The sequence below is a fragment of the Oscillibacter sp. genome, from assembly GCF_040505565.1.
Classification (GTDB): domain Bacteria; phylum Bacillota; class Clostridia; order Oscillospirales; family Oscillospiraceae; genus Oscillibacter.
The window spans coordinates 169350-191729 of sequence record NZ_JBEUWZ010000010.1 but is presented as its reverse complement, the minus strand read 5'-3'; the positions used below and the strand labels follow the sequence as shown (position 1 = coordinate 191729).

Annotated in this window: 15 protein-coding genes and 2 pseudogenes; 11 read left to right on the top strand and 6 right to left on the bottom strand. The window is 49.6% G+C overall.

The features are described 5' to 3' along the window. Nucleotides 1–509: 509 nt before the first annotated feature. Nucleotides 510–3083, bottom strand: coding sequence for a PAS domain S-box protein (locus tag ABWQ15_RS04905; protein WP_353907703.1), 2574 nt, complete (start codon nt 3081–3083; stop codon nt 510–512). Between the two features lie 650 nt (nt 3084–3733). Here ABWQ15_RS04905 and cooS point away from each other — a divergent pair. Then, nucleotides 3734–5647, top strand: coding sequence for an anaerobic carbon-monoxide dehydrogenase catalytic subunit (gene cooS / locus ABWQ15_RS04900; protein ID WP_353907702.1), 1914 nt, complete (start codon nt 3734–3736; stop codon nt 5645–5647). A 430-nt stretch (nt 5648–6077) separates the two neighbouring features. On the opposite strand, the gene ABWQ15_RS04895 is transcribed toward cooS, so the two are convergent. Further along, a complete protein-coding gene (locus ABWQ15_RS04895; RefSeq protein ID WP_353907710.1) occupies nt 6078–6449 on the bottom strand; it encodes an HsmA family protein in 372 nt (123 codons plus the stop codon). A 260-nt stretch (nt 6450–6709) separates the two neighbouring features. On the opposite strand from ABWQ15_RS04895, the gene ABWQ15_RS04890 reads away from it, so the two are divergent. The 6 genes and pseudogenes from ABWQ15_RS04890 to ABWQ15_RS04865 all read left to right on the top strand — a co-directional run bounded on the left by ABWQ15_RS04890 (nt 6710) and on the right by ABWQ15_RS04865 (nt 14477). After that, entirely contained in the window at nt 6710–6997 is a 288-nt protein-coding gene (locus tag ABWQ15_RS04890; RefSeq protein WP_353907701.1) for a transposase, read from the top strand. Nucleotides 6998–7056: 59 nt separating this feature from the next. Continuing rightward, nucleotides 7057–7212, top strand: a pseudogene (locus ABWQ15_RS04885) (IS3 family transposase); the annotation flags it as partial. 18 nt (nt 7213–7230) lie between these two features. Further along, nucleotides 7231–8285: pseudogene (locus tag ABWQ15_RS04880) on the top strand (IS91 family transposase). A 311-nt stretch (nt 8286–8596) separates the two neighbouring features. Next, nucleotides 8597–8923 carry a GHKL domain-containing protein gene (locus ABWQ15_RS04875; RefSeq protein ID WP_353907700.1) on the top strand — a complete coding sequence of 109 codons (327 nt, stop codon included), beginning with the start codon at nt 8597–8599 and terminating at the stop codon, nt 8921–8923. A gap of 137 nt (nt 8924–9060) precedes the next feature. Continuing rightward, nucleotides 9061–9354, top strand: coding sequence for a hypothetical protein (locus tag ABWQ15_RS04870; RefSeq protein WP_353907699.1), 294 nt, complete (start codon nt 9061–9063; stop codon nt 9352–9354). Beyond that, a complete protein-coding gene (locus ABWQ15_RS04865; protein ID WP_353907698.1) occupies nt 9351–14477 on the top strand; it encodes an S-layer homology domain-containing protein in 5127 nt (1708 codons plus the stop codon). The genes ABWQ15_RS04870 and ABWQ15_RS04865 overlap by 4 nt, the downstream gene beginning before the upstream one ends. A gap of 217 nt (nt 14478–14694) precedes the next feature. On the opposite strand, the gene ABWQ15_RS04860 is transcribed toward ABWQ15_RS04865, so the two are convergent. Genes ABWQ15_RS04860 through ABWQ15_RS04845 form a run of 4 tightly spaced genes read right to left on the bottom strand, consistent with a single transcriptional unit; the run spans nt 14695 to nt 16390 of the window. Beyond that, on the bottom strand, nt 14695–15066 hold the full coding sequence (locus tag ABWQ15_RS04860) for a hypothetical protein (protein WP_353907697.1): 372 nt from the start codon (nt 15064–15066) through the stop codon (nt 14695–14697). After that, entirely contained in the window at nt 15063–15236 is a 174-nt protein-coding gene (locus ABWQ15_RS04855; protein WP_353907696.1) for a hypothetical protein, read from the bottom strand. Before ABWQ15_RS04855 ends, ABWQ15_RS04860 begins: the two co-directional genes overlap by 4 nt. 3 nt (nt 15237–15239) lie before the next feature. Continuing rightward, on the bottom strand, nt 15240–15806 hold the full coding sequence (locus ABWQ15_RS04850; protein WP_353907695.1) for a chromate transporter: 567 nt from the start codon (nt 15804–15806) through the stop codon (nt 15240–15242). Beyond that, a complete protein-coding gene (locus ABWQ15_RS04845) occupies nt 15803–16390 on the bottom strand; it encodes a chromate transporter (protein WP_353907694.1) in 588 nt (195 codons plus the stop codon). Before ABWQ15_RS04845 ends, ABWQ15_RS04850 begins: the two co-directional genes overlap by 4 nt. Nucleotides 16391–16480: 90 nt before the next feature. Between ABWQ15_RS04845 and ABWQ15_RS04840 the strand changes: the two genes are divergently transcribed. The 4 genes from ABWQ15_RS04840 to ABWQ15_RS04825 all read left to right on the top strand — a co-directional run bounded on the left by ABWQ15_RS04840 (nt 16481) and on the right by ABWQ15_RS04825 (nt 22342). Continuing rightward, nucleotides 16481–17368 carry a LysR family transcriptional regulator gene (locus ABWQ15_RS04840; RefSeq protein ID WP_353907693.1) on the top strand — a complete coding sequence of 296 codons (888 nt, stop codon included), beginning with the start codon at nt 16481–16483 and terminating at the stop codon, nt 17366–17368. 462 nt (nt 17369–17830) lie between these two features. Continuing rightward, nucleotides 17831–19579, top strand: a complete 1749-nt coding sequence (locus tag ABWQ15_RS04835; protein ID WP_353907692.1) for a sensor histidine kinase — start codon at nt 17831–17833, stop codon at nt 19577–19579. Next, entirely contained in the window at nt 19576–21054 is a 1479-nt protein-coding gene (locus ABWQ15_RS04830; protein WP_353907691.1) for a response regulator, read from the top strand. The genes ABWQ15_RS04835 and ABWQ15_RS04830 overlap by 4 nt, the downstream gene beginning before the upstream one ends. A gap of 196 nt (nt 21055–21250) precedes the next feature. Further along, a complete protein-coding gene (locus ABWQ15_RS04825; protein ID WP_353907690.1) occupies nt 21251–22342 on the top strand; it encodes a BMP family lipoprotein in 1092 nt (363 codons plus the stop codon). The last annotated feature ends 38 nt before the right edge of the window (nt 22343–22380 follow it).

The following is a 22380-nucleotide window of genomic DNA, read 5'->3' as shown; positions in this document are numbered from 1 at the left end:
TGATTCTATCACATTTTGGGTGTTTGCCCTCTGCACTTCTATGATATCCCTCCATCACGCTTGAGGGGGTTAAGGCCCTCTTTTTTCAGCATCTCACCCTTACCGGTAGGAGGTGAAATGCTTTAGCAACAGAAACGCATTTTAACTGCGAATAGAATCTGACAGCAAATAATAATCAGCCTTCAAACCATTAAAAACTAAAGGCTTTTCGGCTGATTATAGTTGGCGGCGGGTGAAGAATTCAAGTTGTTCAAAATGTAAGTTCAGGCAATGCTGACTCATATGAAAAAGTACCTGCTTTTAATACTTTGCGGCACATCGTCGTGCTAAACCGTATCACGCAAAAATATCGCGTTTTAACCTGCTAAGGGAAAAATAAAGTATCACCGCAGCAGGCTTGGACGAATTTGCCGATCCTGCTGTCATCTTATTTCTCCGTGGGCCTGATGGAGAAGGTGGCAAGTTCTATCGCACCTTAGACGTGAGTTTTACGCAGACATAATAGGACGCTAGGTCATACCCTCCTCGTCGTATAGAAATTCATTCAGAAACAGCGAAACAACTTTGGGATCAAATTGTGTTCCTGCATTCTGCTTTAATTCTGAGACTGCTTTTTCGATTGGAAGTGCTTTCCGGTATACCCGATCGTTTGTCATGGCATCATAGGAGTCTGCCACCGCCAGGATGCGGCAGAGCATAGGAATTTCCTCTCCTTTGAGTCTTCGCGGATAGCCCGTACCATCCCAACGTTCGTGGTGAGAAAGAATCAATTCCGCAACCACGGACAATTCAGGGGTACTTTGCGCAATTCGATATCCGATCTCAGAATGGCGTTTCATTTCTTCCCATTCGATGGAGGTCAGAGCACCCGGCTTCTGCAAAATATGCTGAGGAATTCCAACCTTTCCAATGTCATGTAAAATTGCAAGCAATGCAAGCTCGTTCAGCTCTTTCGCATTCATGTTCAGCCTCTTGCCGATTGCCTGACAATAATCCTTGAGCCGCTCCGCATGTGCCTCCGTTTCCATGCTTTTCTCATAAAGCGTTGCCAGCAAGGTATTAATGATAGAATTTCGGTAGCTGGAGCCTTCCAGCAGCTTTTGATGATACATCCACTCTTCTGCCTGCCGCATAATGAGTTCCAGACTTTGCTCAGGCGCCGTCTTAGTGGCACAGCCAAGAGACACACTGAGCTGCAGTGACTCCTCGCGGTTTTCTTCGAAAGCCTGTCTGGCCTGCTCAATCTTTTTTTCTGCCGTTTCCTGCAATGTGCGGGGCAGGATGATCAGGAATTCGTCTCCGCCCCATCTTGCAATGATATCTCCTTCGCGGCAGATACCTTTAAGCACACTTGCGACCCTTTTGAGAAGTCGATCTCCCGCACTGTGCCCAAAGACGTCATTTGTAATTTTAAGGCCGTTGACATCTCCCATAATGACTGATAAGGGCAGCTGACTTTGCGAATCCATCAGTTGAATTTGTTCTTCCAGGAATCTTCGGTTGTATAAACCGGTTAACGGATCGTGGTAACTTAAATATATGATCTGTTTTTGCTGCTCTTTATCATGGCTGACATCCCGGAACACCATCACTACGCCAAAAGTCTGGCCGCTATCATCCCGTATGGGCGCCGCACTGTCCGCAATCGGTACAGGGCGTCCGTCTTTTCGAATCAGCACGGTGTGGTTCGCCAAGCCAACGACTTTTCCGGATTTTAATACAATTTGAATGGGATTGTCAACTTCGCACCCGGTTTCCTCACTCCGAAGTCGGATAATTTCCGCAAAGGACTTACCTTGAGCTTCTGTTTTCTTCCAGCCGGTGATTTCAACGGCCGCTTGATTCAAAGAGGTCACATACCCATCGTTATCCGTGGTGATTACTCCATCTCCAATCGAATATAAGGTTATTTTCAGCCTCTCTTTTTCCATGCTGAGTGCTTGCCGGTAATGCTCACGGTCAGTTGCATCAAAAATAATGGAGAGCAGTTCTGTTTGATCACCATAGTTTACCGGGCATGAATATACGTCTACGAAGCGGATTTCTCCACTGTGCAATTTGTGCGGAAATAAAAAGTATTTCTGGCTTGCAGAACAAGCCAGCATGCGCCGGCGAAATACTTCCTCTTCCGGCAGCTGATTAATTTCCTGAATTTTCATGGACAGAAGTTCATTGCTCGTATATCCATAAAAAGCGCACGCAGCGGGATTTGCGTCCATAATCTGGCCTGTTTTTGGATGAATAACCAACATAACAGCATCATGCTCATTGAACATGGCTTGAAGGCGCTGCAAAAGCTCCTCTTTATCTTTTCTAAGGCGCTTTATTTCTGTAATATCGGTGCGGGATCCAACTACATAACTTATTTTTCCGTTCTTAAAAACCGGAGTGAGTTTGGTCAGCCAATCACGGGGTCCACTTCCAAAATCATGCGTTAGCTCAAATGAAATATCCGTTCCACGATCAATGCATTGCTGATAGCTTTTCTGAACTTCCCACCCAAGTTCTTTTCCTAATACTTCTTCCGGTGTTTTACCGGCAATTTCATCTAAACCAGTCAATTGACGATGCACGCGGTTGTTTCTGAGATATCGAAACGTGCCATTGCTATACTCGGCGAGAAACATAGCGTCATGAGTGCTGTTAAAAATCAACTCCAAATCTTCAAAAGCTGTGCCAATTTCTCTATCCTCACGCACTTGCCCCGTGACTAAGCGCTGTTCGTCTGTAGCATCTTGAAGAATCATGATCAGATGACTCACATCGAAAAAGCGAATGCTGACGGTTACCCGCCTGTTCTTGAGATCAATTTTCCATCTTTTTTCATCTTGCGCAGTTTCCTGAATCATCTCAGCATAAAAAGCGGCCCAGTTGAACGCATCTGAAGCATTTTGATCTGGGTCATTAAGCAAACTTTTCCCGTAGTGCTTGCTCATATCAAGCCCCGTAAACACATCAAATGTACTGCTCGCTTCCAGTAAGATAAGATCAATTGGCCGGCCATTGTCGTCAAAAATCAGTTGATAATAAGCGTAGGCGATTTGTAGTTGTTCAAATAGGCTTTTTAAAACTTTTTCGGTCATTTTCGATCCTCCTATACGGATGTGGTTTGTTTCGAAAAGTGAGCTGAAAATTACAGGGGTTTGCATTTTGCCTGCGCATTGCCTGGTCCAAATTGATTCGTACCCACATTTGACATTTCAATTATGGATAAGCGATCTCGCACTGCTCTATCCGGATCATGTAAATTTATCTGTTATTATAGGGCAAATGGTCGAAAGGGTCAATGTCAAAGGCGGTAAAATCAGGTAAATATTTGTAAAATGCGCCTGACGATCATCCTGCTGCCGCCTGTGACAAAACCGGCTTTGCGTGCATCAGCGCCAAGCTCTACTACTCGTTTTGGAGGCAGATCTTGAACAGCTGGGTGAGCCCGGCTGGAACGCCATGGTCAGTGACCGTGGATGGTGCACAGTGCGCCCGCAGGACAGCTGCGTTTTCTTGACTGGGACAAGACACAGCAGGGGAACGGTTATTCTGCCGGCGAGGCAGTAGAGCGCTTTGAGAGGACATTCGTCACCGCTGTGCGCAGAGAACCGGCAAAGGTATGGGTAAAAAGCAGACCGTTCCAACAAATCTTCTAACTTATATCTTAAATCCCATGATCACAATATTTGGATAATTGTTCATGGACCGGTGAAAATAGCCTCATCACAAATAGGAGGCTATGAACATGGATGAAACTGTTCGAGAAAAAACCCGGGGCCGAGTAAGCTACCATGATTCTGTTGAAGAGATGCTGCAAAAAATCAGAGAGGATGGGCTTTCAAACGCTTTTGACCGGTATGCGCTTCAGGAAAAAATCCGATGCAAATTCTGTCTTGAAGGACTTAGCTGCCAGCTTTGCTCCGACGGTCCCTGCCGCATCAGTGAAAAAAGCGGTCAGGAAAAGGGAGCTTGCGGAATAGGCCCGGACGCTATGGCGATGCGAACGCTGCTTCTCCATAATATCATGGGTGCGGGAACCTACAGCCACCACGCCTACGAAGCATACCGGACGCTTCGCGAGACTGCCCGCGGGAAAACTTGCTTTCAAATGAAGGATCCCGCAAAGCTGAAATGGATGTGCGGAATGGTCGGAATCAGCACAAATCAAAGCGATTCATCAATGGCGGAGAAACTTGCCGACCTCCTGGATCAGGAGATGGCAAAAGGACCGGGGGAACCCAACGTGATGGTGGAAGCCTTTGCCCCCAAAAAGCGAAAGGAAGTTTGGGAAAAGCTCAACATTTACCCGTCCGGCGTAATTCATGAAGAACAAAACTGCGTTGCCAGCTGCCTGACGAATGTGGACGGCGACTATGTTTCCCTTGCCAAAAAGGCTTTGCGGTTGGGACTCGCAACTATTTACACGGCGCAGATTGGTCTTGAAATGGTTCAGGATATCTTATACGGAACGCCAAAACCGCACGAAGTGAATACCGATCTTGGAATCATGGACGCAGACTATATTAATATAGTTTTTAACGGTCACCAGCCCTGGGTGGGTGTTGCCACATTGGAAAAAGCAAGAATGGAGCAGATTCAGCAAAAGGCGAGGGAAGCAGGCGCCAAGGGTTTGCGGGTTGTGGGTTCTATTGAGACGGGCCAGGAGCTTTTGCAAAGGTTTCCCGTAGACGATGTTTTTGCGGGATTGATGGGGGATTGGCTGACTATTGAGCCGCTGCTGTCCACCGGTACGGTGGACGTCTTTGCCATGGATGAGAACTGTTCGCCCCCGGCCATTGACCAATACGCTGAAAAATATCAGGCTACGCTCGTGAGCATCAGTACCATTATTGGCGTTCCCGGAGTCAGCCGACATATACCGTATAACCCGCAGGATGCGGATAAAATGGCGGATGAATTGATTGAGCTGGCGATTGAGAACTTTAAGAAAAGACATGGGAAAATCCGGTCAACTGTTCCGAAAAAAACGCAAAAAGCAATCGCAGGATTTTCCACCGAGGCAGTTTTTGGGGTGTTGGGAAACAAACTGGATCCATTGGTCGAGGTCATGAAGGCGGGTAAGATAAAAGGAATCGTCGCCCTTGCCAGCTGCTCAACGTTAAGAAATGGCCCTCAGGATTGGAACACGGTCAATCTTACAAAGGAATTGATCAAAAAAGATATTTTGGTCGTCAGTTGCGGATGCGGCAATCACGCGCTTGAAGTGGCGGGACTGTGCGATCTTCCCGCAAAGGAGCTTGCGGGTGCGGGCCTGTGTGAAGTCTGCGGCATGTTAAAGATCCCGCCGGTATTAAGTTTTGGAACATGCACCGATACCGGCAGAGTTTCCATGCTTGTTACCGCACTGGCAGATTTTCTTGACGTTGATGTTCCGCAGCTTCCAATCGCTGTCACAGCTCCCGAATGGATGGAGCAAAAGGCGACCATCGACGGTGTTTTTGCAGTTGCGTATGGAGCATACACGCATTTGTCACCTACGCCTTTTATTACCGGAGCGCCTCAGCTGGTAAAGCTATTGACGCAAGATGTTGAAACCCTTACGGGTGGAAAAGTAGCGCTGGGAGATGATCCGATACAGGTTGCAAATGACATGGAAGCTCATATAAATCGCAAGAGGAAGGCGTTAGGACTTAAATAAATAATCCATTCCCATACTGCTCCATCTGAAAATATGACATGAAAAAAGCTCTTGAAACCACTGACATACAATGGTTTCAAGAACTTTTCTTTTGGCAGCGGGTGAAGGATCCGAATTGTCCAAAATGTGATTTCAGGTAATACCGGCTTGTGTTAAAAAGTGCCTGTTTTCAATGCTTTTAAAGCACATCGCCGTGTTGAGTCGTATCATGTAAAATTGTTACGTTTTAACCTATTAAGGGAAAAAATAAGGGAAAAATTTTATACTGCGCTAAAGTATCACGCAGCAGGTTTCGACGAATTTGTCGAGCCTGCTGTTATCTTATTTCTCCGTGGGTCTAATGGAATAGGTAGCAAATTTTATCGTACCTTAGACGTGAGTTTTACGCAGACGAACTAGGACGTTGTATTATCCATATTACTTTTCTCGCTCACTGCATAACAACACCGAAAATCATACCTGAGACATAAGGAATTAACCAGATCAGCCAGACAAATATGCTGAATTTGTGAAAGTTTCGTTTGCTTTTTTCGGAACCGCGCAATAGCACGACAGTCGCCCATATTGCGTGAATTGCCATTAAAACAATGGCTGCAAGTCCCGTCACGCTGTGGAAGCTGACCGTTAGCACATCGCCAGCAAGTTTGCCCATCAGCGTGGTACCTGTTGTATCGCAAGCCAGACCGAACCAGAAGGTTAGAAGATTCCAAATTTTAAGCGAGCCGGAAAGCTTTTCACCAAAAACACCCGTTGTATAGAACACAAGCGCCAGAGAAATAAAAACTATCGCAATCAACAAAATCATAAAGCCTCCATTATATTTTTTTCACTATGTATAATGTCCCTTTTAAAATAAGTTTGTACATCATAATCATAACACGAAACCGCTGGTGCGGTGGTATCTAGGCTCCAAATTTTTCTTCTATAGAACCTGCTGCAGTTGCGGCAGTCTTTCTCTTTGCCCTTTACAATGGAAACATCACTGGAGGGATATCATAGAAGTGCAGAGGGCAAACACCCAAAATGTGATAGAATCAAAGAAAGAACAAGGTAGTGTTTGGCATGCGCAAATATGATAAGGAGTTCAAAGAAGAATCGGTCAAGCTGTCTGACGAAATCGGCGTGAAGCGGGCGGCGGCACAACTTGGCATTCCGTATTACTCTCTGGCGGAGTGGCGGCAGAAGCAAAAGGCCTTCGGAGATCACGCCTTCGTCGGCAGCGGTATTCGCCGCGACGCGCCGCTTTCCGAGAACGAGCGCCGACTGATCAAGGAAAACGCGGAGCTGCGGAAAGCCAATGAAATTCTCAAGGATGCGCTGTTTTTTTTCGCCAAAGACCGGAAACGGTAAAGCCGGAGCGGTTGTATGAGTATATCACGCTGCGCCGTGAGCGGTTCTGCATTCATACCATGTGCCGGGTTGTGAAAGTCAGTGAATCCGGGTACTACCGCTCTTTGCAGTCGGCTGGCAAGCCAAAACCGTGGCAGCTGCTTCTGGTCAAAATACGAGAGATTTATAAAGAAAACCCGGACAATGATAACTACGGTGTTGGCCGAATTCTTCTGGCGCTTACTCAGCGCGGTATCGCGGTAAGCCGAAGCAGCGTTCGGCGGGCTATGAAGCGTGGAATGAACGCCATTCTCAATTGCCGCACTGCCAGACTGGGAGGACACATGGATCACTGCCCGGAGTGTGGATACCAAAGACCATCCTACAACTCGTGCCGTAACCGGCACTGTCCGAAATGCCAGACACTCTCCAAAGAACGCTGGATTGACGCGCAAAAGGGAAACCTGCTCAACGTGGGCTACTTTCATATGGTATTCACCGTACCGCAGGAATTAATTTATGGATTTACCGGAACCAACAGGACGGTTACAATCTGCTTTTCCGCTGTGTAGCTGAGACGATACAGGAATTGTCTACCGACAAGAAATATCTTGGCGCCGCCACCGGCCACACTGCTGTGCTCCACACTTGGGGGCAGAATCTCAGCTTTCACCCACACATTCACTGCATTGTTCCGGGCGGCGGCCTTACCAAGCTGGGCAAATGGCTACCGTCCCGAAAAAAGTTCTTTCTGCCTGTGAAGGTGTTGTCCAGAAAATTTCGCGGCAAGTTTTTGGCGCTGCTTAAGCAACAGTTCCTCGGCATAGATCCGTCTTTGCTGAATGAGTGTTATAACAAAGAATGGGTCGTTTACTGCAAGCCGCCTTTCAAAGATGTGGCCTGCGTAGTGGAGTATCTTGGGCGCTACACGCACAGGGTGGCCATCTCCAATAACCGAATCTTAAAGTTGGAAGATGGACAGGTCTCTTTCAAATGGCGGGATTACCGCGACAGCAGCCGCTGGAAAGAGATGACGTTGAGAGCGGAAGAGTTTATTCGGCGCTTCCTGATGCACGTCCTGCCGTCCGGCTTCACAAAAATTCGGCACTATGGATTTCTATCCAGTCGCGGCAAGCAGAAGAAGCTGCACATCTGCAAGGTACAGACGGGCACATCACTGAAAAGAAGAGAAAAGCTCTCCACTGAGGCCCTCATCCAAAAGATCCTCGGCAGAAAGCCCTCTCAGTGCCCAAACTGCGGATGCTGCGGTCTGCTTCGAACCGGACTCGCACCGCCGACAGCCTGCTAAATTACAAAGCCTTTTTAAGTCTGCTCCAAGGGCAGGCTGGCTTTGCTGCACCCATTTTAGCATAGAAAGGAAAGAATTGATATGACTTCTTCGGGAAACTGTGCTTTACAGGTATCTGAGCAGCTGTAATTCTAAGGAACAAAAGCGAATGCTTTTCCCATAGCTGATGCAAGTCCGACCGCGGTTTCGAGCTATGGAATTATCCAAACATGGGCGACGTAGTTCCTGCTGTGTCGTTCTTTTTTGCGCCCATGCTCGGATAATTCTCTATCGAAACCGAAATTGACGCAAGAATCCCCGAAAACCTTCCGATGGATGAGGTTGCACTGGTTGGGATCCTTGCAAACTCAGTTGATAATGCCATAGAGGGTTGCCTGTGTACTCCTGACGGAGCAGAGAAATTTATCACCGCAAAGGTTGACTATTCCGTTTATAACGGAGCCGGAAAGCTTCGCATTGTCTTCGAAAACGCGTGTGCGGATAATATCATTTTTGATGGAGACTTCCCAAAATCGCAGAAGCCCGGCGGCGGCACGGGGACAAAGAGTATCACTTATACCGCCGAGCGGTACAACGGCATGGCGGAATTTGCAACGAAAAACAGCGTATTCAGGACGCGGATTCTTCTGCACCTATAGCGTTACCTCCCCCCAAAACTCTGACAAAATCCGACATTTACGCCAAATATCCTGCAATTACGCCACGGCCGGTTTTCGGCCGTGGTTTTTTGTATAATCCATTCTGAGAAATTAACCTTGAGGAGGTGGCTCTTATCATGGGCGAACCCCGTGACAGAACCGGGGAGGAAAAGACGGCGGCCAGCAGACTTGAAATTGCGCGCGGCGACTGCTGCGATGCGTTTGAGCAGGATGAAAGTCGGCTTTTTTCCAGTCGGGAGTGCTGGTACTGCAAGTATGGAGATTTCGGCATTTGCACCGAACATCCCACCGAAACCGGAGTATGCAAGCATAAAAAGGGCGCAAACGGCATTTTTGATTCGTCCGCAAAACGGTGCGCGTTTGATACGACCGTTCAGGTGGGAAAAAAACAGGAGGAAGAGACAAGATGAAAAAGAGATTTTTGAGTATTTTGCTGTCGGTATGTATGGTGCTGACTATGCTGCCCACCGTGGCATTTGCAGCTGACGACTATGGCATATGTGTGGGCACTACCAAAGTCACCAGCGACAACGCAAACAATGTGCTCGGCAACGGCACCGTCACCTACGATGCGGGTACCAACACCCTGACGCTAATCGGAGCGACTATTACAAGTGTAACGCAGCCGGGCTCCGGCACTGAGCAAAGCGGCAACGCATCCATAACGGGCGGCATCTTCAAGAATTCCGGCGACTTGAATATTGTCCTCCATGGGACCAACACCATTGGGCTCAGTACGAACAGCAGTTTTGGGGTCGCCGGGATTTACACCGGAGGTCAACTGAGCATTAAAGGCACATCGACATCGACCGATAGCCTTTCCGTCGTCAGCACCTTTACGACCCAAGGTGAGGCCATGGGCATTCGGGGTAATACAGGAGTGACAATCGACGGCTGCACAGTAACTGCCACGGCGGGCTCAAGTACAGGCAACAACCACAACACCGTCGGCATATATGTTGGAAATGGCAGTCTTTCTATCAAAAACGCCATCGTCACAGGCACCGGCGGAAGCTCGGATCGGGAAAGCTATGGCATAGGCGTTGATAGTGGCTCTCTTTCCATTGAAAACTCCACCGTTACGGCAAACGGCGGCGAAGGCACAGAGGGCAGCTATGGCATGAGTACCGCTACCACCACGATCGCGATTTCCTCTTCCACCGTTACCGCTACAGGAAACACGAACGCGCTCTATTTCGGCGGAGCGCCGACCGCCACAGGTCTTACGGCGACCGCCTCGACCAATAGAAGCGGCGACAGCGCGACCGCCGTCACCCTCGATTCAAGCGTTTATGGGCTGAGCAACACCTATAAGTACGTGCAAATCGCCCCGGCTAACGTGGCATCTCAAGCCCGGTGGGGCGTGGCGGGAAGCGGCGACACCGCACCCACAGCGTGGACATACGGTACGCTGACCGAGGCCATGAGCTACGCCAACAGTTTAGCAAGTGGAAAGGCATATATTCAGCTTCGGGAGGACGTAGATATCACCGAAGCGCTGACCTTTGCGTCGGGCAAGGCCACCATCCTCGATCTGAACGGCAAGGATATCGACAGGGGGTTGACGGAGGATACCGAGAGCGGCAATGTGATCAATGTCAGCGGCAGCCTGACCCTCAAGGACAGCAGCACAGATACTGTTGCAAGCCAAGGCAAAATCACCGGCGGTTTCTCCAAAGCCCCCGGTAATACCAAAAAATACTACGGCGGCTGTGTCGACATCAATGAATCCGCAAGCTTCACGATGCAGGGCGGCAATATCACCGGCAATAGGACTACATTCGACAGCGCAGGCGGCGGCGGCGTTTATGTCGATGAAGATGGCAGCTTTACCATGACGGGCGGCAGCATCGCGGACAACGAAGCGTTATACTGGGGCGGCGGCGTCTATGCAAAGGGCAGTTTTACCATGCTGGGAGGCAGCATCACCGGCAACAAAAGCGTAAATGGCGGCGTCTATTTAGCTTCGAACTTCACGGTAGGCGGTATGGCCGTGATTGATGATAACACGGTGTCCGGCTCCTCTACTGAGTGCAACGTGGTGCTGTTTGACAAGACGATTTTGGTGGATAGCACGCTTGCCAGCGGGGCATCCATCGGCGTGACCGCATACTCCGCGCCTTCAAAGGGCAGCCCGGGAAGCGTCACCGGCGCAAACTCCAACGATTACAGCGGCTATTTCCACAGCGATAACAGTAGCTACATCATCCAAAATGGAGCAGACAATGTGGTGCAGCTTGCGGTGGGCCCCTTCGTCATCGGCCCGCTGTCTATTCCCGGTTCTTTTACAGCGGGGCATAATCTCACGCTGAACGAGCTGAATAGCTATAAGCCAAGCATAACACAGAATGATGAGTCTGCTGTGAAGACAGACGAAGGCTGGCAGCAGTATAACCCCAACAGCGGAGGTTACTGGGAAACCCTAAACAGCGGCATTACTCCTGATACGGGGAGCACTTTTACGCTGCGCTATTATGTGGACTACACCTGCCCCGGTAGCCCCTCAACGGTTTACTCCAATGCAGTCACGCTGAACGTCGTCGGCAACACGACCGCCCTTGCGCTGGCGGCAGCGCCCGCAAGTCCGCAGGACACGGGAACCCCCATCACCCTGACCGCGACCCTCACGGGTTTCTTTTCCGGTCCCGGTGTAGACGGACAGACGATTACCATTAAAAACGGGGAGACGACCCTCGGCACGGCAAGCCTGAACTCCAGCGGCGTGGCTGCCTATACTTGGACGCCATCGGTCGCGGGCAGCTATTCCCTGACCGCCGCGTACGCCGCCACGGCTTACAACAAAGCCGCGACCTCAAGTGCCTTGAGCTATACCGTGAATGCCGTTCTCCCAACGGCTGCGGCGTACGCGGCGGGTGCAAGCAGTACCACCGACTATGTGCTGGACGGCACCAACAAAACCCTCACCATCAATACCGCCAAGGGCGCGGCGTTCTGGTCGGCAAGCGGCACAAGCTATCTGGATTACACCATTCTGCTGGCAAACGATGTGAATGTGAGCGGCTTTAGCTGGATGCGGGTGGGCGACCCCTCCCGCCCTTTCACCGGCAGCTTTGACGGGCAGGGGCATAGCATCACAGGGCTGACGGCAAGCGCCGAGTTCTTTTCCGGTCTGCTCGGTCGCGCAGAGGGCGCGACGATTAAAAACCTCTGCCTTTCGGGCAGCGTCCGGATCAGCAACAATGTGGGCAGCGACAGCTATGGCGGCGCGCTTGTGGCTTACGCAATGAATTGTACCATCACCAACTGCTGTAGCCACACAGATGTCACCGCGACGGGCAGCGGGACGGCATACATCGCCTATGCCGGAGGACTTGTGGGCATCGCAGATTCACAAACCGTTATCACCAACTGCTTTAACAACGGCAGCATCAGCGCAACCGCGTCAGGCGCAAGTGAAGACATGTCCTTTGCTTATGCCGGCGGCATTGCGGGTAATAACTATAACAGTAACACCATCAACTGTTACAGCGTCGGCAGTGTAACGGCAACCGCCGATGTGAACTATGCCGGCGGCGTGGCAGGCTATATCAATGGCGGTTCCGTCAAGTTTTGCTATTATTTAAACAGCGCGGCAAATAAAGGCATTGGCGGCTCGGTGGGAATGTACACTGTCGCCGGCTGCGGCATGATCGGCAGCGACAAAGCCACGCTGACGGCGGGCACGGCAGCACAGTTTGCGTCATCGGCGCAGACACTTGCATACACAGCTACCCTCATCGAAGCCCTGAATGGCTGGGTCAACGCGAAAGCCAGCACCGATTATCGTACATGGAAAGCCGACAGCGGAAACACAAACGGCGGCTATCCGCTGCTGGGCGCGGCGTGGGCTGCCACCGCCTCCCTTGATCTGATCGGCGTGGGCTGTGACGTTGCCGCTGGAAAGCTCACCGGCACGACGACTAATATGCAGTACAGTCTGGATGGCGGCACTTCCTGGCAGGACTGCGCCGCGCCCGACACCGCCGGACTGACCTTTTCCGCCAGTATCGTCAAGGTGCGCCAGAAGGACAAAACGACAAATGAACGCACGGTCATTACCATCGCCGCTCCGGCGCCCTCCGGCGCTCCGACACTGGAGAGCAAGACCAGCAGCAGCGTGACGCTGACCGCTGTGGCGGGCTATGAATACTCCAGGGACGGCGGCGTGACCTGGCAGGACAGCAACAGCTTCTCCGGACTGAGCAGCAGCACCGCGTACAGCTTTGTGGCCCGGATTAAGACCACCGCCGCGACGCTGCCCGGCACTGTCAGCACGGTGCTTTCCGTCACGACAAGCAGTGCGCCCTCCGGCGGCGGTACAGGCTCCGGCAGTTCAGCCGCCTCCACCGGCGCGCCGGTGATCGTGGACGGGAAAACCCAGAACATCGGCACGGAGAAAAAATCCGGCGACACGACCACCGTCACCGTCGATCAGTCGAAGCTCGGCACGAATATCGGCGGCGCGGCTGCTGGTTCCTCCGTGGTGGTGCCGGTGAGCGGAAACGGTTCGGCCACAGCTTCCCTCGTGGTGAAAAACATTGAGGACATGGCGGCTAAGAGTATGACCCTCACCGTACAGGCCGGCGGCGTGGCCTATAACCTGAACACTGCCGCCATCGACACGTCGGCGCTGGGAGCGGCTTTTCCCGGCGTGGATAGGAGTAAGGTTCCCTTCGATGTGGCCATCACGAACAGCTCTGTCAGCGTCACGGGCGAAACGCTGGTGCTCTCCCCAGTGGCGTTTACCGTCACCGCGACCTATGGCGGGAAAACCGTGGACGTGGATACCTTCTCGGCCTATATCGACCGCGTGATCGAGGTAACAAAGGAGCAGGCGGCGAAAATCACCACAGCGGTGGTGGTAAACGCCGACGGCAGCGTCCGCCATGTGCCGACGAACGTGATTGAAAAGAACGGCAAGTATTACGCCGTCATCAATTCCCGCACGAACAGCACCTACGCGCTCATTCAAAATAAAGTCACCTTTGCCGATGCGAAGGGCAAATGGTACGAGGCGGCAGTCAATGAAATGGGCAGTCGCAAAATCATCGCCGGACGCAGCGCATCCGTCTTTGACGGAGAGGCGAGCATTACAAGGGCCGAGTTTGCCGTCATCCTTGTCCGCGCCCTGGGCCTTCCCGCAGACGGTACCAGTACCTTCTCAGATATCCCCACTACCGCATGGTATACCGGCGCAGTAGCCACGGCGGTAAAGTACGGATTGACCAAAGGAAAAGACAAGAACCGCTTTGACCCCAACGCAAATATAACCCGGCAGGAGGCCATGCTTATGCTGCAACGGGCGGCGGCGCTCACGGAATTTACCGGAACAAGCGGTAATCTGGACAGCTTTGCGGACGCGAACAGCGTCGGCTCCTGGGCGAGGGACGCGGCGAAATGGAGCGTAGGAAGCGGTCTCATTCAAGGTACAGATGGAAAGCTGAACCCCACCGCCAAAATTACCCGGGCTCAGAGTGCCACTGTTATCCTCCGCCTGCTGCAAAAGGCCGGGCTGGTGGACGTGCGGAGTTAAGGCCTAAGATGAATTTGGTCTGACATAAGTAGGACGATTCCTGCATGTCAGGGAGAGTATCGCGACTTGCATTGAGACGGGTGTGTTATTCGGCAGACCAAATAACGCGATGCCATCGAGGGACTTCATCACAAGAGCTGAGTTTTCTGTCATCTTTGAGGGGTGCTCCAGAAGTCAAATCTCAGTAAAACATAGGATGTTTTAGAGCAGGCCTCGCTTAAGCGTGGCCTGCTCTTCGTGTGCACCCGATAAGCACAGACTTAATGGGATAACTTGGTTGTCTACCTGACCTGCGGGTTGGCGCACATAAAGGCCGCAATGGTTTTTTGCTCTTACTGATTCCGTCCGGACTGCTATCAGGTTTCTTACTGCCTTTGACGGCTGCAATCTCCTCCTTCATCTCCACAATCAGAACCTTTAGCTTTTCCTCACACTCCTCATGGGTGTGGGCGTAGACATTGCGGGAATGCTTCTTACCATCCGGCCAGACAGGCGAATAGCGCCCCTCAAACAGGTGGTTATTGATTTTACTGATGCAGCCGGTGCCGGGCTTGCGGTTGTGGCCCAGGTAAGGCTTGAAGTCGGTCATCCTCGGCGCTTCCTGCTGAGCGGGAGCAGTTTCCGGATCTCCTTGCCAATGCCACGGTCGATGTTGGCGGCGGCAGAGTGACGCATATCGTCCGTGATATGGATGTAAATGTCAAGTGTGGTAGCCGCCGACACATGACTCAGCATGGCGGAGAGCGTCTCTACATCCATAGACTAAAATCTGTTCAGAAAAAGGTTTATGGACAAGCCCGCAGCGCCGCAAAGGCTCATGACCAGAATCGGGTTCCACTTCCACTTTCTCAAAACGATAAATGCGACTAAAAACAGACCGCCTCCGATCCAATTGATATTTTGAAGCTGCAAGGAAGTACCCTGAAAAAGCACCAGATTCAGAATGGAAAGTCCGGCTGCGGCAATTAACGCCACAACAGCAGGTCTTAAGCTGGATAGGACGCTTTGGAACACGGACAGCCCCTTATACTTGTAATACAGATATGCCAGCAGCGAAACAATGAAGCAGGACGGCAAAATACATCCAAACGTAGCGACAATGGCTCCTCCGATTCCCGCAATGCGGATTCCCACAAATGTGGCGGAATTAACGGCAATGGGGCCCGGGGTCATCGCTGCAATGGTAATTAAATCCGTATACTCACTCATGGTAAGCCAGGCGTGCGTCTGAACCACTTGACTCTGAATCAGCGGCATCGCAGCATAGCCGCCTCCAATACTAAACAGGCCAACCTGCATAAAGCTGAGCAAAAGCTGCAGATAAATCATACTCCATGCCCCTTTCTGACCCGTATCAGTTCTTTGCAGATCCCGACGGCTGCAGAGACAAGGATGATATAGATGACATTGACATTAAAGAAAAATATGGCCGCGAAGGCCGCCGCCATAACCGCGATATTGCCGATGGACTTCTCCTTCAGAACATTCCCGCCAAGATCGCAGACCACATCCAGAATTACTGCGGCTACACCAGCCTGCATCCCCTTCAGCACAAGGGAAATATATAGATTACTTGAAAACGCACTGTAGAAGAACGAAATAACCGATAAAATAATCATTGGGGGCAGAATGGTACCCAGAACAGCGACAGCCACCCCTGTCAGCTTTGCAATGCGCCAGCCAACCAAAATAGAGGCGTTGACGGCAACCGCTCCCGGCGAGGATTGCGCCAGGGCGGCCAGATCAAGCATTTCCTGCTCATCAATCCAGTGTAGTTTATCCACAAACTTTCGCTTCATAAAGGTTATGATTACGAATCCTCCGCCAAAAGTAAATGAGCTGATATAAAAGGTGCTTAAAAAAAGCCTTGCCAATGTACTCAGTCTGCCGCCGAATTGTATCTGATTATCCATACAATGCCTCCCTTTTTTTTATCATACGGCTTGCAGAGACATGTGTAAAATGCTATTATTTTATAGTATTCATATCATTTTTGATATATAGTGAGGGTGAGCACCGTGACAATCCGACATATAAAAATATTTGTTCAGGTCTATCAGATGCGAAATATTACCCGAGCGGCCGAGAGTCTTCACATGACGCAGCCGGCTGTGACGCGTGCGATACACGAGATGGAAGATTATTATGGTGTCTGCCTGTTTGAGCGCATGAGCAGGCGCCTTTCTCCCACTGAAACGGCCAATCAACTTTATGCACAGGCACTGCACATTGTGGATTTATTTGACGCCATGGATCGAGAACTTCGGAACTGGGACAGCTTTGGTATTTTGCGGGTAGGTGCAAGCATCACTCTGGGAAATTTTTTACTTCCTCCGCTTGTTAGCCAATTTCAAAAAGATCATCCCAATACCACCGTACAGGTCACCATTTCAAACGGCGGAAGTCTGCAGCGAAAATTACTTGACAATCAATTGGATATTGCTCTGGTCGAGGGCTGGCTGGATGACGTAAATCTGCATACAGAAGAATTCCATCATGATCGCATGGTACTGATTGTTCCTCCCGGGCATCCGCTGCTTTCGCAGAAAGCGGTGAACTTGCAGGATATCCAACTGTACCCGCTTTTACTACGGGAAGAAGGAAGTGCCGGACGAAGGTTTCTGAACGAATTTTTTTCCGCGCACGGAATGGTACTTCATCCGACCTGGGAAAGCGTCAGCACGCAGGCTCTTGTCAAAGCTGTCACGTATGGAATTGGGATCTCTCTTTTGCCGGAGCAATTGGTCTGCCAGGATATCGCTGATGGACATGTGTGCACGCTTAAAATCGAAGATGCGAATCTGACCAGGCAGCACTATCTTGTGTGGCACAAAAACAAGTATTTAAACAGTTCTCTGCGCAGCTTTATCAATTTGTGCAGAACAAAGTAAATGCCTATGCCAAATACGGCAATGGACGTAACAGCAAAAAAAGGCGGCGCCAAATTGTCGCCGCCGTGTAAGGACTTTATACAAAATGGCAGCAGCAATTGGTATTTCACGTAAAGTGATCCAAATACTGCGGTCCATCCCATCGACTTTTAGCTTTACATTCGGATTGTCGCCAAGTCTTCACCTATTAGATGAATAGGAATACGACCTAATCTGCCGCGCCATCCAGGTGATGAATGCAGCGCAGACATCCATCTTATTAGGCCTGTGACAGCAGCCTCGGTTTGCCCGGTATACCGCCTGTCTGCGTTTGCGTTCTGACGATTCTGTGATATAATCATGGCATTCCGGCCCAAAGGATTGCCCCTTCTTTGGAGATTGAAAAGCGCTGCACCGCGTTGTTTACCCGCAGCAGTTTGCATTATTTGGAAGAATTAGTCTGATAGAAGGGAGTTGGGACACATGAAATTTAATAAATCATACATCGTCCGACTGTTTGTTTCTTTGCTGATTGTGTTTCTGCTGCTCTTGATTTCTATCGGTATTGGTGTGTACAAATATGCAAAACAGGCGGTAGGAAAAGAATTTGTTCGTTTGAACCAGGCGTCGTTAATGCAGCTTGCCGCTTCCTCCGGGCAAACCTTGTCAAATGTAATCAATTTTGGCGAGAGAGTCGCTTTCAACAGCAAAATACAGCAGCTCGCTTTAACAGCAGACGATTTTTCGGCAAAAGAAATTCACAGCATACTGTCAGAAATGCTGGGGGATTTTAACGATTCTCAGACAAACGGCCGTTCACTGATGGATGTTTACGTGCTTGGCTGTAACGGACTGACAGAATCGGCTTACAGTTCTAGAAAATTTACTCTGAAAAATCTTCAGAACGATACACGTTGCACACCGCTGTTTCAGAACGAATGCGCCATGGTTATGCTGCCGACCAGCTACAGTGCAGATGGTGGTGCTATGAATTATTCTTTTCAAATCGTCTATGTAATGCGCGATCTGCTGAATCAGGAACTGCGTGGTCTCGTGGTCCTGGATGTGTCTGAACTTCTGCTGTATAACACATATAAGAATTATATCAGCACATCTATTCAAATCACTGCGATCAATGAAGATGGCATTATCATATCAAATAATGACAAACGGCTGATTGGAATGGACTTCGAGTACAACAAAGAGATGCTGGAAGAACTGGCTTCTCATGATACGGTTGATAGGCGCATAGTGGAGAAACAGTTCCTGCTATATGAACGGATTCCTGGAAGTGACTGGCTTTTGATTGAACGGATGCCGGCAGAAACAGCGTTTGGATCGCTCACACGCGTTCGAAATATGATTTTGATGACGGTTACTGTCTGTACACTGCTGGCCATTTTTGCAGTTATATGTGTTTCACGTGGTATTTTGTTGCGCATAATGAGAATCAAACACAAAATGGAAATGGTGATTCATGGAGATTTGACGGTTCGCATTTCCGTGAAACAAAATGATGAATTAGGGAGCATTGAGTCTGCATTCAATTCCATGGTAAAAGAAATTGAGAACCTGATTGAAGAAGTCCGACAAAGCGAGCAGCAAAAGCGCGCAGCAGAAATGGATTTTCTTCACGCACAGATCAACTCGCATTTTATTCACAATACATTGACATCCATCCGGTTTATGCTTGAAATGGGGAAAACAAATGAAGCGGGAGAAATGATTTTTTATTTTTCCAAGCTTCTGCGGCAAACTCTTTCCAGATCCAGTGAATTTATTTCGCTCCGAGAGGAAATCGAAACACTGAAAAGTTATGTGAGTCTGCAGAATTATCGCTATCAGAATGCGTTTCAGGCGTCGTATCAGGTGGATGCGGATATAATGGAGGCCAGAGTGCCGACGTTGATTTTGCAGCCGGTTGTTGAAAATGCGATCTTCCACGGTGCGGGTCATGACTGTATCCATATTCTGATGTCTGGACACCGGGAACAGGACAAACTGATTCTAATTGTATCGGACGATGGAGTAGGAATGCCGGAATCCCTGCAGAAAACGGTCCTGCAAAGAGAAACACCGCTCAATAGAGTGGGACTTTGCAACGTGAATGACCGTATTCAGATGAATTATGGAAAAGCGTATGGCATTACAATTAGCAGTGAACTTGGTCAGGGAACACAGATTACGTTTACCCTGCCGCTGGATATACCGAATAAGGAGGATAACGGATGACACTCAATGTTGTTGTCGTGGATGACGAGACGCCTATTTGCGAATGGCTTGTTTACTGTATTCAACGCGCATCGTACGAGTGCCATGTAATGGATGCAAGAAACGGAGATGACGCATTCGCGTTGATTAAGAAACAAAAACCGGATTTAGTGGTTACTGATATTCGTATGCCTGGAATGGATGGTCTGGAGCTGATGCGGCGCACGTTGGAAATTCTCCCGTTTACTGTGTTCGTAATTTTAACGAATTATGCAGAGTTTTCTTATGCGAAAGAGGCCGTTTCCCTTGGTGCAAAAGAATATCTTCTTAAATCGGAGCTTCGTACAACGGATATCGAAGAACTTCTTTCTCAGGTGCTTGCGCAAAAAATAAAAGCAGGACAAGAAAAAACCGGTGATATGTATCAGAGCGGTTACATTGATCTTTACAACTTCTTCCAGACACAGGAGGAACCCGATTACGCGGATCGATTCTGGACAAAGCAGGGAATGCTGGACAATGTACCGTATCAGATACTCTGCCTACCAGGTAAAAAGACACAGGAAGAATGGAAAGAGCTTGTACAAATCGCAAATGACGAAAAAAAGAAATTTTCCGATCCTGTTTATACCGCAGTTGCCTGTGAAAAAGATTTTGATTATTGTGTGCTGCAGGCACAGCAGCTGAGCGAGCTGACTTCCGGTCTGATAAAGAGCATACAGACGCGCGATGCTGTTGGCATCAGTACAGTTTTTCACCGACGCTGTGAATTTCCACGTGCGCTGCATGAAGCAAATACCGCGCAAACGGCTACGTTTTTTACGCAGGAAGCACCCATTTATTATGCGTCCATCTGCCTTCGGCCAGCATTAGACAGAGATGCGCTAGGCTGCAAAAAGCAGGAAATCCTGGCGATGATTTTGCACAAGCGTTATGCTGCAGCTATAGACCTTGTGAATGAATGGTTTGCGGAGATTCACAGGGCAGGTGCAGTTGATCTTGCTTGGGCTGTGGACAGCTGCCGTCGAATCGTACTCTCCATTGAAGAACGATATTATTATGAAACCGAGTCCTCTTCACAGGCTATGGTGATTCAAACGGATGTACGGCAGTGTGAAAAACGCTGCAGGGAACTTTTGAATGATCTGGAGGCGCGGTATTGCAACCATTGCTCTCCGCTAATCTTGGCTTCTTTGGAATATATCCATCAACACTATGCAGATAACATTTCCATGGCGGAAGCTGCCCGGAGAGCCTATCGGTCAATGGAATATTTCTCCAGACAGTTCAAGGAAGAAGTTGGCGAGAACTTCAATACATATCTGACGCTGTATCGGTTAGTCCGCGCCCAGGAACTCCTTCTACAGACGGACTTGAGAATTTCAGAAGTGGCGGAAAAAGTCGGTTATTCAACGCCGGGTTATTTTTCTCGCATCTATAAGAGGTATAAAGGAATCACGCCTGAACAGGAGCGAATGTCAAGAAAGAGACAGTAAAAGTCAAAAATGTTTTATTTCGTTTATTCTCAACACACATAATGTCAATTCTGTCCGCAAACTAGTCAACCTTCTTTCTTGGCTAGTTTGTTTTTTTTATTAAAATAAAATGAAAGTGTGAAGTCTACGTTAAGCGGGCTTCTCCGATGAGATGTAATGAGATGAATGAGATGAATGAGATGAAGGAGTGTATATCATGAAATTACCAAAGATTACTGCATGGATGCTTGTCGTATTGCTGATATTTTCCCTCAGCGCCTGCGGTAAGCAAGCACAGACAACCTCCTCCGACGCAGCAGCAACGGGATCTGAGCCGGCAGGCAAACCGGCTAAAATCGGCCTCGTGCTTGGCACAGGCGGTCTTGGCGACAAGAACTTCAATGATATGGCTTATGATGGCATTGCCTCCGCGCAGAATGATCTGGGCATTGAATTTGATTACCTTGAACCCACAACCATCAGCGATTATGTCCCCGACCTTCGCAGCATGTGCGAATCCGAAGAGTATGCATTGATTATCGGTCTTGGCAGCGATATGACAGATGCCATTACAGAAGTGGCAGCAGACTTCCCGGATCAAAAATTCTCTCATATCGATTCTACCGTAGACATGGCGAATGTCAGTGCAATCAGCACTAAGTGGCAGGAGCAGACGTTCATTGCCGGCGTTGTTGCAGGTCTAGGGACGCTGAGTGACATGGAGTTTGCCAACGCGGATAATGTCATCGGTATTATCATTGGTCAGGAAAATCCGGCACTGCGCAAGGGCGTGGTTGGGTTTACTGCCGGCGCAAAATTTGTCAACCCAGATGTAACAGTGCTGGAAGGCAATGTGAACAGCTTCAATGACCCGGGCACAGGCAAGGAAATGGCGCTGAGCATGTACAATCAAGGTGCGGATTTTATCCAGGCAATTGCCGGCGCTTCCGGTATGGGCATTTACAATGCGTCAGATGAAGCAAATGCGTATAGCTTTGGTGTCGGCGCAAATGTCAACTATATCCAGCCCGATAACATTGTCGGCACATCCGCACGGACCGTCAACTTGATGGTCTACAATGAAATCAAGGCATTGACCCAGGATACATGGGAAGCAGGCCAGCACATTTCCGGTATCAAGGAAGGCGCAGTTGGCTATGACGCAACAGGTTCCAATGTCGTACTGCCGGATGATATACAGGCAGCTGTAGACGGAATCAAGAAGATGCTCGTCGACGGGACGCTGGTGCCGCCTGAAACCGCAGAAGAACTGAACGGCTGGGTTTCCGCTAACCAGTACAGCAAGTAACTGTATAAACATAAACTATCCCCTGCTTTGTCTGACCA

What these genes read in the sequence shown, in the direction of transcription:
- ABWQ15_RS04875 (WP_353907700.1), top strand. Translation starts at nt 8,597, where the DNA reads ATGGATGAGGTTGCACTGGTTGGGATCCTTGCAAACTCAGTTGATAAT.
- cooS (WP_353907702.1), top strand. Translation starts at nt 3,734, where the DNA reads ATGGATGAAACTGTTCGAGAAAAAACCCGGGGCCGAGTAAGCTACCAT.
- ABWQ15_RS04825 (WP_353907690.1), top strand. Translation starts at nt 21,251, where the DNA reads ATGAAATTACCAAAGATTACTGCATGGATGCTTGTCGTATTGCTGATA.
- ABWQ15_RS04855 (WP_353907696.1), bottom strand. Translation starts at nt 15,236, where the DNA reads ATGGATGTAGAGACGCTCTCCGCCATGCTGAGTCATGTGTCGGCGGCT.
- ABWQ15_RS04835 (WP_353907692.1), top strand. Translation starts at nt 17,831, where the DNA reads ATGAAATTTAATAAATCATACATCGTCCGACTGTTTGTTTCTTTGCTG.
- ABWQ15_RS04850 (WP_353907695.1), bottom strand. Translation starts at nt 15,806, where the DNA reads ATGATTTATCTGCAGCTTTTGCTCAGCTTTATGCAGGTTGGCCTGTTT.
- ABWQ15_RS04860 (WP_353907697.1), bottom strand. Translation starts at nt 15,066, where the DNA reads ATGACCGACTTCAAGCCTTACCTGGGCCACAACCGCAAGCCCGGCACC.
- ABWQ15_RS04845 (WP_353907694.1), bottom strand. Translation starts at nt 16,390, where the DNA reads ATGGATAATCAGATACAATTCGGCGGCAGACTGAGTACATTGGCAAGG.
- ABWQ15_RS04890 (WP_353907701.1), top strand. Translation starts at nt 6,710, where the DNA reads ATGCGCAAATATGATAAGGAGTTCAAAGAAGAATCGGTCAAGCTGTCT.
- ABWQ15_RS04830 (WP_353907691.1), top strand. Translation starts at nt 19,576, where the DNA reads ATGACACTCAATGTTGTTGTCGTGGATGACGAGACGCCTATTTGCGAA.
- ABWQ15_RS04870 (WP_353907699.1), top strand. Translation starts at nt 9,061, where the DNA reads ATGGGCGAACCCCGTGACAGAACCGGGGAGGAAAAGACGGCGGCCAGC.
- ABWQ15_RS04865 (WP_353907698.1), top strand. Translation starts at nt 9,351, where the DNA reads ATGAAAAAGAGATTTTTGAGTATTTTGCTGTCGGTATGTATGGTGCTG.
- ABWQ15_RS04905 (WP_353907703.1), bottom strand. Translation starts at nt 3,083, where the DNA reads ATGACCGAAAAAGTTTTAAAAAGCCTATTTGAACAACTACAAATCGCC.